Source organism: Bradyrhizobium sp. 76 (assembly GCF_023073025.1).
Lineage (GTDB): Bacteria > Pseudomonadota > Alphaproteobacteria > Rhizobiales > Xanthobacteraceae > Bradyrhizobium.
In genome coordinates, this window is sequence record NZ_JADPIS010000035.1 from 610,127 (window position 1) to 623,230 (window position 13,104).

At 64.1% G+C, this 13,104-nt stretch carries 13 protein-coding genes; 7 read left to right on the forward strand and 6 right to left on the reverse strand.

Translation table 11 applies throughout. From position 1 onward, the window contains the following. Positions 1-58: 58 nt before the first annotated feature. From IVB48_RS10660 to IVB48_RS10675, 4 genes are all read right to left on the reverse strand, one after another. Positions 59-907 carry a ribonuclease HII gene (locus tag IVB48_RS10660; protein ID WP_247399854.1) on the reverse strand — a complete coding sequence of 283 codons (849 nt, stop codon included), beginning with the start codon at positions 905-907 and terminating at the stop codon, positions 59-61. A gap of 77 nt (positions 908-984) precedes the next feature. Beyond that, on the reverse strand, positions 985-1,440 hold the full coding sequence (locus tag IVB48_RS10665; protein ID WP_247399856.1) for a VOC family protein: 456 nt from the start codon (positions 1,438-1,440) through the stop codon (positions 985-987). Positions 1,441-1,464: 24 nt separating this feature from the next. Beyond that, positions 1,465-2,628 carry a PA0069 family radical SAM protein gene (locus IVB48_RS10670; protein WP_247399857.1) on the reverse strand — a complete coding sequence of 388 codons (1,164 nt, stop codon included), beginning with the start codon at positions 2,626-2,628 and terminating at the stop codon, positions 1,465-1,467. Between the two features lie 30 nt (positions 2,629-2,658). Next, a complete protein-coding gene (locus tag IVB48_RS10675; RefSeq protein ID WP_197031178.1) occupies positions 2,659-2,841 on the reverse strand; it encodes a hypothetical protein in 183 nt (60 codons plus the stop codon). Here IVB48_RS10675 and IVB48_RS10680 point away from each other — a divergent pair. The 4 genes from IVB48_RS10680 (at position 2,840) to IVB48_RS10695 (ending at position 8,353) form a co-directional block, all read left to right on the forward strand. Next, positions 2,840-5,254: a phosphoketolase family protein gene (locus IVB48_RS10680; protein WP_247399858.1), complete on the forward strand. Its 2,415-nt coding sequence runs from the start codon at positions 2,840-2,842 to the stop codon at positions 5,252-5,254. The genes IVB48_RS10675 and IVB48_RS10680 overlap by 2 nt on opposite strands. 8 nt (positions 5,255-5,262) lie before the next feature. Continuing rightward, positions 5,263-6,447, forward strand: a complete 1,185-nt coding sequence (locus tag IVB48_RS10685; RefSeq protein ID WP_247399859.1) for an acetate/propionate family kinase — start codon at positions 5,263-5,265, stop codon at positions 6,445-6,447. Positions 6,448-6,788: 341 nt separating this feature from the next. Further along, a complete protein-coding gene (locus IVB48_RS10690) occupies positions 6,789-7,364 on the forward strand; it encodes a glycosyl transferase (RefSeq protein WP_247291212.1) in 576 nt (191 codons plus the stop codon). A 62-nt stretch (positions 7,365-7,426) separates the two neighbouring features. Then, the gene (locus IVB48_RS10695; RefSeq protein ID WP_247399860.1) at positions 7,427-8,353 is read left to right on the forward strand and encodes a helix-turn-helix domain-containing GNAT family N-acetyltransferase; all 927 of its coding nucleotides are present in this window, start codon (positions 7,427-7,429) and stop codon (positions 8,351-8,353) included. 268 nt (positions 8,354-8,621) lie between these two features. Here the strand turns inward: IVB48_RS10695 and moaB are convergent, their stop codons facing one another. Together moaB and IVB48_RS10705 are read right to left on the reverse strand one after the other, a co-directional pair. Continuing rightward, positions 8,622-9,185: a molybdenum cofactor biosynthesis protein B gene (moaB, locus tag IVB48_RS10700; RefSeq protein ID WP_247399861.1), complete on the reverse strand. Its 564-nt coding sequence runs from the start codon at positions 9,183-9,185 to the stop codon at positions 8,622-8,624. 135 nt (positions 9,186-9,320) lie between these two features. Continuing rightward, on the reverse strand, positions 9,321-10,256 hold the full coding sequence (locus IVB48_RS10705; protein WP_027516429.1) for a neutral zinc metallopeptidase: 936 nt from the start codon (positions 10,254-10,256) through the stop codon (positions 9,321-9,323). A gap of 410 nt (positions 10,257-10,666) precedes the next feature. Between IVB48_RS10705 and IVB48_RS10710 the strand changes: the two genes are divergently transcribed. From IVB48_RS10710 to IVB48_RS10720, 3 genes are all read left to right on the forward strand, one after another. Continuing rightward, complete coding sequence (locus IVB48_RS10710; protein WP_007607106.1) at positions 10,667-11,797, forward strand: site-specific DNA-methyltransferase; 1,131 nt, start codon at positions 10,667-10,669, stop codon at positions 11,795-11,797. Between the two features lie 120 nt (positions 11,798-11,917). Beyond that, a complete protein-coding gene (locus IVB48_RS10715; protein ID WP_247399862.1) occupies positions 11,918-12,244 on the forward strand; it encodes a hypothetical protein in 327 nt (108 codons plus the stop codon). Between the two features lie 132 nt (positions 12,245-12,376). Next, the gene (locus IVB48_RS10720) at positions 12,377-13,063 is read left to right on the forward strand and encodes a glutathione S-transferase family protein (RefSeq protein ID WP_247291226.1); all 687 of its coding nucleotides are present in this window, start codon (positions 12,377-12,379) and stop codon (positions 13,061-13,063) included. Positions 13,064-13,104: the final 41 nt, after the last annotated feature.

Sequence of the window (13,104 nt, forward strand, 5' to 3'; positions counted from 1 at the left end):
TATTCGCTCACGACTATTTTGATAGAGGGCGCGACGCGTCGTGGCAACCGAGTCTCGTCTAGAGATTTGCCGACGCGTCGATTTCCGAGCTCGTGTCCACCTGCAGCTCGATCTCGGTCACCGCAAACAGATCCTGCACCGGCTCGACCATGTGCTTGGCGCGTGCGGCGGCGACGGGGGCGAAGAAGCTGCGGTGGTGGACGGTGGGGCCGAGGCGGTTGAGCGCATCGAGGTGCTCGGGCACGGCGTAGCCCTTATGCTGCTCGAAACCGTACCCGGGGCAGTCCTGAGCCAGCGCGCACATCAGGCGGTCCCGCGTCACCTTGGCGACGATCGAGGCCGCTGCGATCGACAGGACGATGCCGTCACCGCCGATCACGGCCTCGCAATCGCATGCCGTGTCGAGCCGGTCGCGGCCGTCGACGAAGACGTGCCGGGGCTGCTCGGGCAGCGCCACGACGGCGCGCTTCAGCGCCCACAGCGAAGCGCGCAGGATGTTGTCGCGGTCGATGCGGGCGCGCGAGGCGACGGCCACCGAGACCTGGGCGGTGGCGCAGATCTTGTCGAACAGCCTTTCGCGCCCCTCGGCGGTCAGGCGCTTGGAATCGTCGATGCCGCGCGGGATGCGGTCGGGATCGAGAATCACCGCCGCCGCCACCACAGGACCCGCCAGCGGCCCGCGGCCGGCCTCATCGCAGCCCGCCACCGGCCAGACGCCGCGCTTGATCAGCGCGCGCTCGCGGCGGAAGCTTGGGGCGACGATGATGGCGCTCTTGGTGCCGGCCAGCGCCTTGGCGATTTTTTTGGGCGCAGCCTTCTCGTTCTTAGGCGCTGCCTTCTTGTTCTCAGGCGCAACCTTCTTGGGCGCGCCTTTGGCCGGCTTCTTGGCGGATTGATCCCGAATCATGGCCGGGATCGTGCGCAAGCGGCATGGCCTGCGCAACCGGGAACCTCGGACAATTCCCGTTATTCAAGTCAGTCGCCCTATTCCGCCAGATGCACCCGTCGGTCCTCGCCGACTTCGATGCCGGGCGCGACCACGACTTCCCAGGGATGGCCGTCAGGATCGGCGAAATAGCCGGAATAACCGCCGTAGTCGGTCTCATGCGCGGCCTTCAGCAGCGCGGCGCCCTTGCTGACGGCGAAGGCCAGCACCGCGTTCACCTCCTCAGGCGCGCGGCAGTTCCATGCGAGCGTCACGCCGCGAAACATCGATGGTCTCGGCTGATCCGGCAATTTGGCGTCGGCCGCGAGCTGATCCCAGGGAAATAGCGCCAGCACCGGACCGCCGGTGTCATAGAACGCCACGGCCTCGCCGGTCACCTTGAGCCGGCGCGAGAAACCAAGCGCGTCGTAAAAGGCGATACTGGCGCGGATGTCGTTCACGCCCAGCGTGATGACGGTGAGCCGCGGGATTGGAGCTGGCAGTTCCTTACTCATGCGACGCCTCTCCCACTTCGTCCCTCAGAACAGGCTGAGCTGATCGCCGTTCCGCTTCGGCTTGGCAAAATGATCCGTCGTCAGCTTGGAGCGCCTCTTGTTCAGCCCCAGCCTGTCGCAGGCGATCTCGAAGCGGCGACCGATGGTCCAGGCCATCGGGCCGGTGCCCTTCATGCGCTCGCCCCATTTCGCGTCGTAGTCGCGGCCGCCGCGCATGTCGCGGATCAGCGTGAAGACGTGGCGATAGCGGTCCGGATAGTTCGCCATCAGCCATTCACGAAAGAGATCGCGCACCTCGAGTGGCAACCGCAGCAGCACGTAGGAGGCTTCCTTGACGCCGGCATGGGCGGCAGCATCCAGGATGCGTTCGATCTCGGAATCGTTCAGCGCGGGAATCACGGGCGCGACCATGACGGTGGTCGGAATGCCGGCCTCGGAAAGCTGCTTCAGCGCCTCCAGCCGCTTCGGCGGCGTGGACGCCCGCGGCTCCATGGTGCGCGCCAGCTTCGGATCGAGCGAGGTCACGGAGATGCCGACCTTGGCGAGGTTGCGTTTGGCCATGCGCGCGAGAATGTCGATGTCGCGGGTCACCAGCGCCGACTTGGTGACGATCCCGACGGGATGGCCGGCGCGCTCCAGCACCTCCAGAATGCCGCGCATGGTTTTGCGCTCGCGCTCGATCGGCTGATAGGGATCGGTGTTGGTGCCGATCGCGATCATCCGCGGCTCGTAGCCCGGCGCCGCAAGCTCCTTCTCGAGCAGCGCCGGCGTCTCGGGCTTCACGAACAGCTTCGACTCGAAGTCGAGCCCCGGCGACAGGCCGAGATAGGCATGCGTCGGCCGCGCGAAGCAATAGACGCAGCCGTGCTCGCAGCCGCGGTAGGGATTGATCGAACGGTCGAAGCCGATGTCGGGAGATTCGTTGCGGGTGATCACCTTGCGCGAGGTGTCGATCCCGACCGTGGTCTTGAACGGAGGCAGTTCTTCAAGGCTCTGCCAGCCATCGTCGAATGCGACGCGCGCCTCGGCCTCAAAGCGGCCGCTGGCGTTGGACTGCGCGCCCCGGCCTCGCCTGCGCTGGCGGTCGATGGCGACCGCCAGCTCAGGGAAGTCAGAAGGCGCACCCGCCGGCTCGGAGGGCGCCGTGACCGGCGGGTGCTTGAGAGCATGAGAGGATGCTGGACTCATGAAGCCAAGATAGCACGTCGAAGGAACAAATCAAGAACACAAACCAAAAACGTGAAAACAACCCCATGCACAGTAGAGCTGCCCAAACTTCGCGCGCCCGCTTTTGACCTCACGCAACAGTGGCGTCACGGCGATCTCGTTTGATGCTGCCGAAGGATCGATCTCGCCGGAACTCGGTTGGTGACGATCCCGGGTGAAGGTCGGCAGGAACATGACAAATCAACAACAATTGGCCGCAGCGAGCAGCGACCTCGATCTGCTCGACCGCTATTGGCGCGCCGCGAACTATCTCTCCGTCGGGCAGATTTACCTGCTGGACAATCCGCTGCTGCGCGAGCCGTTACGGCCCGAGCACATCAAGCCGCGTTTGCTCGGCCATTGGGGCACGACGCCCGGTTTGAACTTCATTTATGCCCATCTCAACCGCGTCATCCGCGCGCTGGACCTGAGCGTGATCTATGTGTGCGGTCCCGGCCACGGCGGCCCCGGCATGGTCGCCAACACCTATCTCGAAGGCAGCTACAGCGAGATCTATCCCGATATCGCGCGCAATACCGACGGGTTACGCAAACTGTTCAGGCAATTCTCCTTCCCTGGCGGCATCCCGAGTCACGCGGCGCCGGAGACGCCGGGCTCGATTCACGAAGGCGGTGAGCTCGGTTACGCGCTGGTGCATGCCTATGGCGCGGCATTCGACAATCCCGACCTGATCGTCGCCTGTGTCGTCGGAGACGGCGAGGCCGAGACTGGCCCGCTCGCGGCGTCCTGGCACTCCAACAAGTTCCTCAATCCTGCCCATGACGGCGCGGTGCTGCCGATCCTGCATCTCAACGGTTACAAGATTGCCAACCCAACCGTGCTCGGCCGGATGCGCGACGACGAGATCCGCGATCTCTTCCGCGGGCTCGGCCACGAGCCGCTATTCGTCGAGGGCGACGATCCGAAATTGATGCACCAGGCCATGGCGGACGCGCTCGACGTCGCGTTCGCCAGCATCCGGTCGATCCAGCAGCACGCCCGCGACGGCCGCAAGAGCGTCGAACGCCCGCGCTGGCCGATGATCGTGCTACGCAGCCCGAAGGGCTGGACCGGCCCCAAGGAAGTCGACGGCAAGAAGGTCGAGGGTTTTTGGCGTGCACATCAGGTGCCGGTCGCGAACTGCCGCGAGAACCCGGCGCATCTGAAGATTCTCGAAGACTGGATGCGCAGCTACGAGCCGGAAAAGCTATTCGACGCGAACGGCGCGCTCGTTGCCGAGCTCCAGGCGCTCGCGCCCGAAGGCAATCGCCGCATGGGCGCCAATCCGCACGCCAATGGCGGCCTTCTGAAGAAGGAGCTGAAGCTGCCGGACTTCCGCAGCTTCGCCGTCAAGGTCCCTCAGCCGGGCGGCATCGTGGCGGAGGCAACCCGCGAGCTCGGCAAATTCCTGCGCGACGTCATCCGCCTCAACGCCGAGGCCCGCAACTTCCGCATCATGGGCCCGGACGAAACCGCCTCAAACCGGCTCGATGCGGTGTTCGAGGCCACCGAACGCGTTTGGATGGAGCCGACAAAACCTTACGACGTGCATCTCGCCCAGGACGGACGCGTGATGGAAGTCCTGAGCGAACATCTCTGCCAGGGCTGGTTAGAGGGCTACCTGCTCACGGGCCGGCACGGCTTCTTCTCCTGCTACGAGGCGTTCATCCACATCGTGGATTCCATGTTCAACCAGCATGCCAAATGGCTGAAAGTGACGCGGCATCTGCCGTGGCGACGCCCGATCGCCTCGCTCAACTATCTGCTGACATCGCATGTCTGGCGCCAGGACCACAACGGCTTCAGCCATCAGGACCCCGGATTCGTCGATCTCGTCGCCAACAAGAAGGCCGATATCGTCCGCATTTACTTCCCACCGGACGCCAACACGCTGCTATGGATCGCCGATCACTGCCTGCGCACCTATGACCGCATCAACGTCATCGTGGCCGGCAAGCAGCCGGCGCCGCAATGGCTGTCGATGCAGGAGGCAGCCACGCACTGCGATGCCGGCATTGGCATCTGGAGCTGGGCCGGGACGGAAGACGCGAATGGCGAGCCCGATGTCGTGATGGCCTGCGCCGGCGACGTGCCGACACTGGAAACGCTCGCCGCCGTCGACCTGCTGCGCAAGGCGCTGCCCGAGCTGAAGATCCGCGTCGTCAACGTCGTCGACCTCATGACGCTGCAACCCAGGGAGCAGCACCCGCACGGCTTGTCCGACCGCGACTTCGACGGCCTGTTCACGCGCGACAAGCCGGTGATCTTCGCCTATCACGGCTATCCCTATCTGATCCACCGGCTGACCTATAACCGGACCAACCACGCCGGCATGCACGTCCGCGGCTTTGCCGAGGAAGGCACCACGACGACGCCGTTCGACATGGTCGTGCTCAACGAGCTCGACCGCTATCACCTCGCGATCGAGGCGATCGAGCGCGTGCCGGGGCTCGCGACCAAAGCGGCGCAGGTGAAGCAGCAATTCCGCGACAAGCTGATCGAGCATTCGCGCTATGTGCGCGAATACGGCGAGGACATGCCGGAAATCCAGGAATGGGTCTGGCAGAACAGCGCCGGCGGCAACACGCCGGCGGAGGCAGGCGACTGACAGCAGCCATGTTGAACACCGTTCTCGTTCTCAACTCGGGATCGTCGAGCATCAAATTCGGCCTGTTCGAGATCTCGGCGGCCGAGCTCACCCCGCTCTGCAAGGGCCTGCTCGACGAGCACGAGACGAAGCCGCGGCTCGTCGTGAAGAGCCCCGCGGGCGAAGACCTGTTCCAGCAAGGGAGGGAATCATCGGATGCGGATAGCGATCATCTGTTCGCCGACATGCTCGGCTTCATCGAGGATCGTTTCGGCGACCATCGCTTGCGCGCCGTCGGCCATCGCGTCGTCCATGGCGGTCCGGACTATTCCGCTCCGGTCGAGCTGACAGACGATGTCACCGCAAAGCTGGAGGCGTTGACACCGCTGGCGCCGCTGCACCAGCCGCGGTGTCTGGCGCCGGTCCGCGCCATCAGCGCGATCAGGCCCGACCTGACGCAGATCGCCTGCTTCGACACCGCTTTCCACCACGGCATTGCGCCGCCCGCCAGCCGCTTCGCCATTCCGCGACGTTATGAAGAGCGCGGAGTCCGACGCTACGGATTTCATGGCCTCTCGTTCGAATATGTCGCGGGACGGCTCGCCCGAATCGCGCCGCAGCTCGTGGCCAAGCGCACCGTGATCGCGCATCTCGGCAATGGCGCGAGCCTGTGCGGCTTGCGCGACGGCCGCAGCATCGACACCACGATGGGACTGACGCCGCTCGACGGGCTGGTGATGGGCACGCGGTGCGGCAGGATCGACCCGGGCGTGCTGCTCTATCTGCAACAGCACGAGAAGATGTCGGTCGACGATGTCCAGCACCTGCTCTACCACGAATCGGGCCTGCTCGGCGTCTCCTGCATCGCGTCGGATATGCGGACGCTGCTTGCGAGCAGCGAAGCTGCGGCACGGGAGGCGGTCGAGCTCTTCACCTTCCGCGCCGCGCAGGAGGTGGCGGCGATGGCGACGACGCTTGCCGGGCTGGACTGCCTGGTCTTCACCGGCGGCATCGGCGAGCATGCCAGGGAAATCCGCAGAGCGATCGGTGAGCGTCTCGACTGGCTCGGTGTGCGCATCGATGCGGCTGCGAATGATGCGGCGCGCGAGCGCATTAGCGGTGACGATAGCGCAGCCGATGTCTTCGTCATCCCAACGAACGAGGAACTGATGATCGCACGACATTGTGCGGCGGTGCTACGAACAGCAGGTTGACCGGCGTTCATTCGAAGCCCTCGTCAGCAGCGTGATTGCACGTTTTTCCCGCTCTCGCGCTCGTCCGCTATCGCGTCCTTCCTCTTGCGGGATTGCGAACGGCCGGCCCGCCGCGCAATATTACGGCTCACCTCCGGATTAATACGGAGAGGATAGGCTGGGGCCGACACATTGGCGATATCGTGGCCCGTACGGGACAAATTTGGATGCGACAGCCGCGGCGGTTTACCATCGTATACCGAAGCACGGCCGGAAAGTTGCACTCGGCAGCGCCACATGTTTTATGACGCCCTGATAATGAGCTACGCTTCTCCCGAAGTGTGGACACTGAAGCCTCAATCATGCTGAGCGTCATCATTCCGACCGAAGGCGTCGAGCAGACGGCGGTCGCAACTCTGGCCGCGCTGGTACCCGGTGCCGCCGCAGGCATCATCCGGGAAGTGCTCCTCGTCGATGGCACCCGCAATGGGGTCATCGAGCGCGTTGCCGACGTCGCGGGCTGCCGTTTCATCGGCTTCGAAGGATCCACGCAGGGCGCCGCGCTCGCCGCCGGCGCACTCCAGGCCCGTTCGTCCTGGCTGATGTTCCTCCCCGCCGGCGCCGTCTTGGAAACCGGCTGGATCGAGGAAACCGCCCAGTTTATCCAGTCCGTCTCGACCAGCGGCCGGGATCGTGCGGCTGTCTTCCGCTATGCCCGCTCACCCTACGCCGATGCCGGCTTCCGCGATATCCTATGGGCCCTGATGCGCAAGCTCGTCGGTCCCTTCGGCGATCAGGGACTTTTGATCGCGCGTGATCACTACGACCGCATCGGCGGCTACCCGCCCCAAGCCCGCCGCTCCGAGGCGCGGTTGCTCCGGCGGCTCGGCCGCTCGTCGCGGATCATGCTGCGCAGCCGGATCGTCATGGTCGGCTGAAGCACTTCAATACTTGCCAAAGTCAAATAATTATTTGACAATGGCAAGTATCGAGGTGAGCCATGTTATTTGACGGTACCGAGAACCACGTCGCAGCGGTTCGCGCCTTCAACCGCTTCTACACCCGCAAGCTTGGCGTGCTCGACCAGCACCTTGGCAAGAGCCCGTTCTCGCTCAGCGAGGCCCGCGTGCTCTACGAGCTCGCACAACGGGACGACCTTGCCGCAAAGGAGATCGGCAACGAGCTTGGCCTCGACCCCGGCTATCTCAGCCGCATCGTGCAGAGCTTCGACGAAAAGGGGCTGATCACCCGCAGGCCCCTGCCCGCGGATCGCAGGCAATACCAGCTCAGCCTCACTGCCAAGGGGCGCCAGAGCTTTGCCAAGCTGAACCTGGGCTCGCAAAACGAGGTCGCCGCAATGCTGGCTCAGCTTTCGGCCAGCGATGCAACGCGGCTCACGCAAGCTATGGCGACCATCGAAGCTGTGCTGGAGCATCGAAGCCAGCCCGCGGCTTTCATGCTGCGCAGCCATCGCGTCGGCGACATGGGCTGGGTCATCTCCCGACAGGCCGCCGCCTATGCGGCCGACTACAACTGGGATATCAGCTACGAGGCCCTGGTCGCCGAGATCTGCGCACAGTTCATCAAGAACTATGACGCCGCGCGCGAGCACTGCTGGATTGCGGAAGTGGATGGCGAGCCGGTCGGCTCGATCTTTCTGGTCGAGGCCACGGACGAGATTGCCAAGCTGCGCCTGTTGCAGGTGGAGAAGAAAGCGCGGGGACTCGGTGTCGGCCGCGCGCTGGTCGAGCAATGCATCCAGGGCGCACGCGAGAGGGGCTACAGCAAGATGACGCTGTGGACGCAAAGCATCCTGGTCGCCGCGCGGGGCATCTATCAAAGTGCAGGCTTCAAGCTCGTGAAGACCGAGCCGCATCACAGCTTCGGGCAGGACCTGATTGGGGAAACGTGGGAGCGGGATCTCTGATGCTGCAACAGCGGGCGAGATGCGCATAAATGTGCCCTCGCCCCTTGCGGGAGAGGGCAGCGACGCTGGTAAACACAAGCTCCCTTGGGTGAGGGGTTGTCTCCGCAAGCATCTGTGCAAATGGACAGAGACCCCTCATCCGGCACCATAGCCGAAGCTTCGCTTCGGCGTTCCTTAAGAACGGCGGCCGAAGGCCGCCTATGCCACCTTCCCCCACATCCGCCTTCGCTAAAGCTTCGGCGGACATGAGGGGAGAAGGAATGTCCAACTACACCGTCGCGCCCCGCGCCTTCGTCCGGCGCAGGTGCTCGTCCAGCCGCGGCATGATCTCGACGAAATTGCAGGGACGCGTGCGGTAGTCGAGCTGGGCTTTGAGGATGCCGTCCCAGCCGTCGCGGCAGGCACCGGGCGAACCTGGGAGGCAGAAGATGTAGGTTGCGCCCGCGACGCCGGCCGTGGCGCGGCTCTGGATCGTCGACGTGCCGATCTTGGCGTGGCTCAGCATGTGGAATGCGATCGAGAAACCGTCCATGCGCTTCTCGAACAAGGGCTCGATCGCCTCCGGCGTGACGTCGCGCCCGGTGAAGCCGGTGCCGCCGGTGGTGATGACGACGTCGACGCCTGCCTCCGCAATCCAGCGGCGAATGACGGCGCGGATCGTCTCGACGTCGTCGGTGACGATCTCGCGCGCGGCGAGATGATGGCCGGCCGCAAGGAGACGGTCGGCCAGGGTCTGGCCGGATTTATCATCCGCGAGCGCGCGCGTGTCGGACACGGTGAGCACCGCGATGTTGAGCGGGACGAACTGTTTTGTTTCGTCGATGGAGGTCATTGCAACGCACCTTCTTCACAGACCACTGACGTCATCCTGAGGTGCGCGCTGTTGCGCGCCTCGAAGGATGGGCCACGGGCTCGCCATCCTTCGAGGCTCGCCAATTGGCGAGCACCTCAGGATGACGGATAACCCCTACTGTCCGCCACCAAACGTGTTGCAGGCCTGGACGGTGCCCTGCTGGTAGCCGGTCATGAACCACTGTTTGCGTTGCGCGGCCGAGCCGTGGGTGAAGGAATCGGGCACGACGCGGCCTGTGGACTGGCGCTGCAGCGTGTCGTCGCCGATCGCGCTCGCCGTGGTGAGTGCGGCGTCGATGTCGCCCGGCTCCAGGAAGTTCGGCCGCTTCTTCGCCTCGCGATTGACCCAGACACCGGACAGGCAGTCGGCCTGCAATTCGACCTTCACCTGGAGCGCATTCGACTCCGCCTTGCTGCCGGCCTGCTGCTGCAGGCGCGTCACGCGCGGAATGATGCCGAGCAGGTTCTGGATGTGATGGCCGGCCTCATGGGCGATGATGTAGGCGGTGGTGAAGTTACAGGCGGACTTGCCGGAGCACCCGCGAAAACGTGTCTCGACCTCGCGGAAGAAACCGGTGTCGAGGAAGATGGTCCTGTCGGGCGGACAATAGAACGGTCCCATCGCCGACTCCGCCCGGCCGCAGCGCCCGCCATTGGTGACGTTGCGGAACAGCACGACCTTCGGACCGGTAAAGGATTGGCCCGAGGCTTGGAAGATCTCGCTCCAGCGATCGTCGATCTCGCCGAGGATGCCGGAGATCATGCTGCCCATCTCGTCGGTCGGCGCGCCGCGCTTGGCGTTGGACGACGATTGGCGATCGGTCTGGTAGGACGGCGCCTGGCCGCCACCGGTGAGGATCTCGGCGCCGCCGATCAGGATGCGCGGATCGATGCCGAAGGCGTAGCCGACCAGGCCGAGCACGATGATGGTGCCGATGCCGAGCCCGCCGCCGCCCATGGGGAGGCCGAACCCGCCCCCTCCACCGCCGCCGCCACCATCGTCGCGACGATCCTCGATGTCGTCGCTGCGGCGGAAATCATCGTAGCGCATGGCGGCTTCCCTCGGTCCTGGCTGGCATCATTGGGCGCAAAAGGCGGCAAAGCTCAACGCACCATGCACGTAAAATTTCCATTGCGTTAATCAATATCCCGCTCGGCAATTATTGCCTAGTGCGACAGCATGGCAATGCCAGCAATTTTTTCCGGGCATCGAGCAATTTTTTCCGAGAGGAATTTTGAGTCTTTTTGCGCTCCGATCACAGCCGCAACGCGAAGAAGCACGAAATACACTGCAAAACACGGCGAATGCGCGGAGCGAACCGCGTGCAAGGCGCGATGTGAGAGCTATTCGCGAAAGCGGCGGGTTAAGTCGATTTTTACTTTGCCGCTTCAATGTAACGGTCAGTCGGTTGTTTGGTCCCGCGTCGCCGACAGCGTCGCCTGAGTCAGAGTTCTTGAGTCATGGTAGAGTCGCGTCGCGGGGCGTCTGCAAGGGCGCCCCGCACAAATTTTGAGTCTCCTTCGCACAGCATCGTCCTCGGCGATTGCGTCGCCGAGATGTCGAAGCTTCAGGCTGGTTCGGTCGACCTGGTGTTCGCCGATCCACCCTACAATCTCCAGCTCAAGGGCGATCTCAAGCGCCCCGACGAATCCCATGTCGATGCGGTCGACGACGACTGGGACAAGTTCGATTCGTTCTCCGCCTATGACGATTTCACCCGCGCCTGGCTGCTTGCCGCCCGCCGCGCGATGAAGCCGTCGGCGACGATCTGGGTGATCGGCTCCTACCACAACATCTTCCGCGTCGGCGCGATCATGCAGGACCTCGGCTTCTGGCTCCTGAACGACATCGTCTGGCGCAAGACCAACCCGATGCCGAATTTCCGCGGCCGTCGCTTCACCAACGCGCACGAGACCATGATCTGGGCCGCGCGCGACGAAAAGGCCAAGGGCTACACCTTCAACTACGAAGCCTTGAAAGCCGCCAACGAGGACGTGCAGGCACGGTCCGACTGGCTGATCCCGCTCTGCACCGGCGAGGAGCGCCTCAAGGGCGCCGACGGCAAGAAAGTGCACCCGACGCAGAAGCCGGAAGGCCTGCTCGCGCGCGTGCTGCTGTCGTCCTCCAAGCCCGGAGATCTCGTGATCGATCCCTTCAACGGCACCGGCACCACCGGCGCGGTCGCAAAGCGCCTCGGCCGCTCCTATATCGGCTTCGAGCGCGACAAGACTTATGCGAAAGCCGCACAAGCGCGCATCGCCGCGGTCGAGCCGCTGCCGGAGGCAAGCCTCGCCCCGTTCATGACGGCGCGCGAAGCGCCGCGGGTTGCGTTCTCCGAGCTGATCGAGCGTGGCATGATCATGCCCGGCACCAAGCTGTTCGACGCCAAAAAGAAGCTCGGCGCACTGGTCCGCGCCGACGGGGCCATCATGTTCGGCGACAAGGTCGGCTCCATCCACCGCATGGGCGCAGTGGCGCAAGGCGCGCAAGCCTGCAACGGCTGGACCTTCTGGCACATCGAGACCAAGAAGGGTCTCAAGCTGATCGACGAACTCCGCGCCGAAATCCGCGCCGGCATGGCGGCGGGGTAGCCTTCCTTTCGTCATCCCGGAGCGCGCCTCTTGGCAAGAGCCGGAATGACGAGACTGGTTGAACACGGCCGCCGGCGGGACTAGATTGACCGCCTGCGCCCCGTCCCGACCGGTCCTCCCATGCGACGACAGTCCGAGACATTGCTGCTGGTGCCGCTGCTGCCGATCTTTCTGCTCGGCATGTTTCCGATGTTCCTGATCGCGCTGCTGGGATTTTTCGGCCTCGCCTTGTTCGGCGTGCTCGTGGTCTGTGTCGGGCTCGCCAGCAGCAACGAGGCCCATGACGGCTTCAATCACGACGTCATCGTTCACGGCTACGCGCGCGGATCGGAGCGCAAGGCGCGAGCTTCCGACATGCATATCGCTACCCGGCTCGGGCTGCGCCTGGAGGTCGTGGGCGCGGCCATGGTCATTACGGCGGCGATCGGCCTTTGTTACGCCGGCTGATCTGCGTGGCGCGCAGATACCGCCCGGCAAACTCGCCGGTTGCCCTCCCCGATAAGGTTCAGGCAAGACAAGGCCGCTTGCGGACATGTTGCTGCCTCCACTCTCAGCCAACAAACACAGGGGAGATGCCCGATGCTCAAATTCTATTTCAATGGCTCGCCGAACCCGACCAAGGTCGCGCTTTATCTCGAAGAGTCGGGCCTGGCCTTTGAGCCGGTGAAGATCGACACCCGCAAGGGCGAGCAGTTCACGCCGGACTATCTGAAGATCAATCCGAACGGCAAGGTGCCGGCGATCGACGACAACGGCACCATCGTGTTCGATTCCAACGCCATCCTGCTCTATCTGGCCGAGAAGACCGGAAAATTCCTGCCGGCCGCCAATTTTCGCGGCGAGATGCTGTCATGGCTGATGTTCGTCGCCACCGGCGTCGGGCCGTATTCGGGTCAGGCCGTGCACTTCAAGCATTTCGCGCCGAAGGACCAGAACCACGACTACGCGCATAACCGCTATCAGTTCGAGACCGATCGTCACTACAAGATTCTCGACGGTCACCTCGAAGGCCGCCGCTACATGGTCGGCGACAGCTATTCGATCGTCGACATGGCGCTGTGGGGTTGGGCACGGATGTTGCCGTTCAAGCTCGGCGACGATGCTTTCGCGCGATACCCGAACGTCAAGCGGCTGGTGGACGAGGTCACGGCGCGGCCTGCGGCGACGCGCGCGATCGCTCTGAAGGACAAGTTCACCTTCAAGGCGGAGATGGACGACGAGGCCCGCAGCAACATGTTCAAGCACATGACGACGAAAGTCGCCTGATCGCGTCCGGTCACAACGCGAGGCCACGCGCATGCGCGTGG

What these genes read in the sequence shown, in the direction of transcription:
- IVB48_RS10660 (WP_247399854.1), bottom strand. Translation starts at nt 907, where the DNA reads ATGATTCGGGATCAATCCGCCAAGAAGCCGGCCAAAGGCGCGCCCAAG.
- IVB48_RS10685 (WP_247399859.1), top strand. Translation starts at nt 5,263, where the DNA reads ATGTTGAACACCGTTCTCGTTCTCAACTCGGGATCGTCGAGCATCAAA.
- IVB48_RS10690 (WP_247291212.1), top strand. Translation starts at nt 6,789, where the DNA reads ATGCTGAGCGTCATCATTCCGACCGAAGGCGTCGAGCAGACGGCGGTC.
- IVB48_RS10665 (WP_247399856.1), bottom strand. Translation starts at nt 1,440, where the DNA reads ATGAGTAAGGAACTGCCAGCTCCAATCCCGCGGCTCACCGTCATCACG.
- IVB48_RS10695 (WP_247399860.1), top strand. Translation starts at nt 7,427, where the DNA reads ATGTTATTTGACGGTACCGAGAACCACGTCGCAGCGGTTCGCGCCTTC.
- IVB48_RS10675 (WP_197031178.1), bottom strand. Translation starts at nt 2,841, where the DNA reads ATGTTCCTGCCGACCTTCACCCGGGATCGTCACCAACCGAGTTCCGGC.
- IVB48_RS10715 (WP_247399862.1), top strand. Translation starts at nt 11,918, where the DNA reads ATGCGACGACAGTCCGAGACATTGCTGCTGGTGCCGCTGCTGCCGATC.
- IVB48_RS10720 (WP_247291226.1), top strand. Translation starts at nt 12,377, where the DNA reads ATGCTCAAATTCTATTTCAATGGCTCGCCGAACCCGACCAAGGTCGCG.
- moaB (WP_247399861.1), bottom strand. Translation starts at nt 9,185, where the DNA reads ATGACCTCCATCGACGAAACAAAACAGTTCGTCCCGCTCAACATCGCG.
- IVB48_RS10705 (WP_027516429.1), bottom strand. Translation starts at nt 10,256, where the DNA reads ATGCGCTACGATGATTTCCGCCGCAGCGACGACATCGAGGATCGTCGC.
- IVB48_RS10710 (WP_007607106.1), top strand. Translation starts at nt 10,667, where the DNA reads ATGGTAGAGTCGCGTCGCGGGGCGTCTGCAAGGGCGCCCCGCACAAAT.
- IVB48_RS10670 (WP_247399857.1), bottom strand. Translation starts at nt 2,628, where the DNA reads ATGAGTCCAGCATCCTCTCATGCTCTCAAGCACCCGCCGGTCACGGCG.
- IVB48_RS10680 (WP_247399858.1), top strand. Translation starts at nt 2,840, where the DNA reads ATGACAAATCAACAACAATTGGCCGCAGCGAGCAGCGACCTCGATCTG.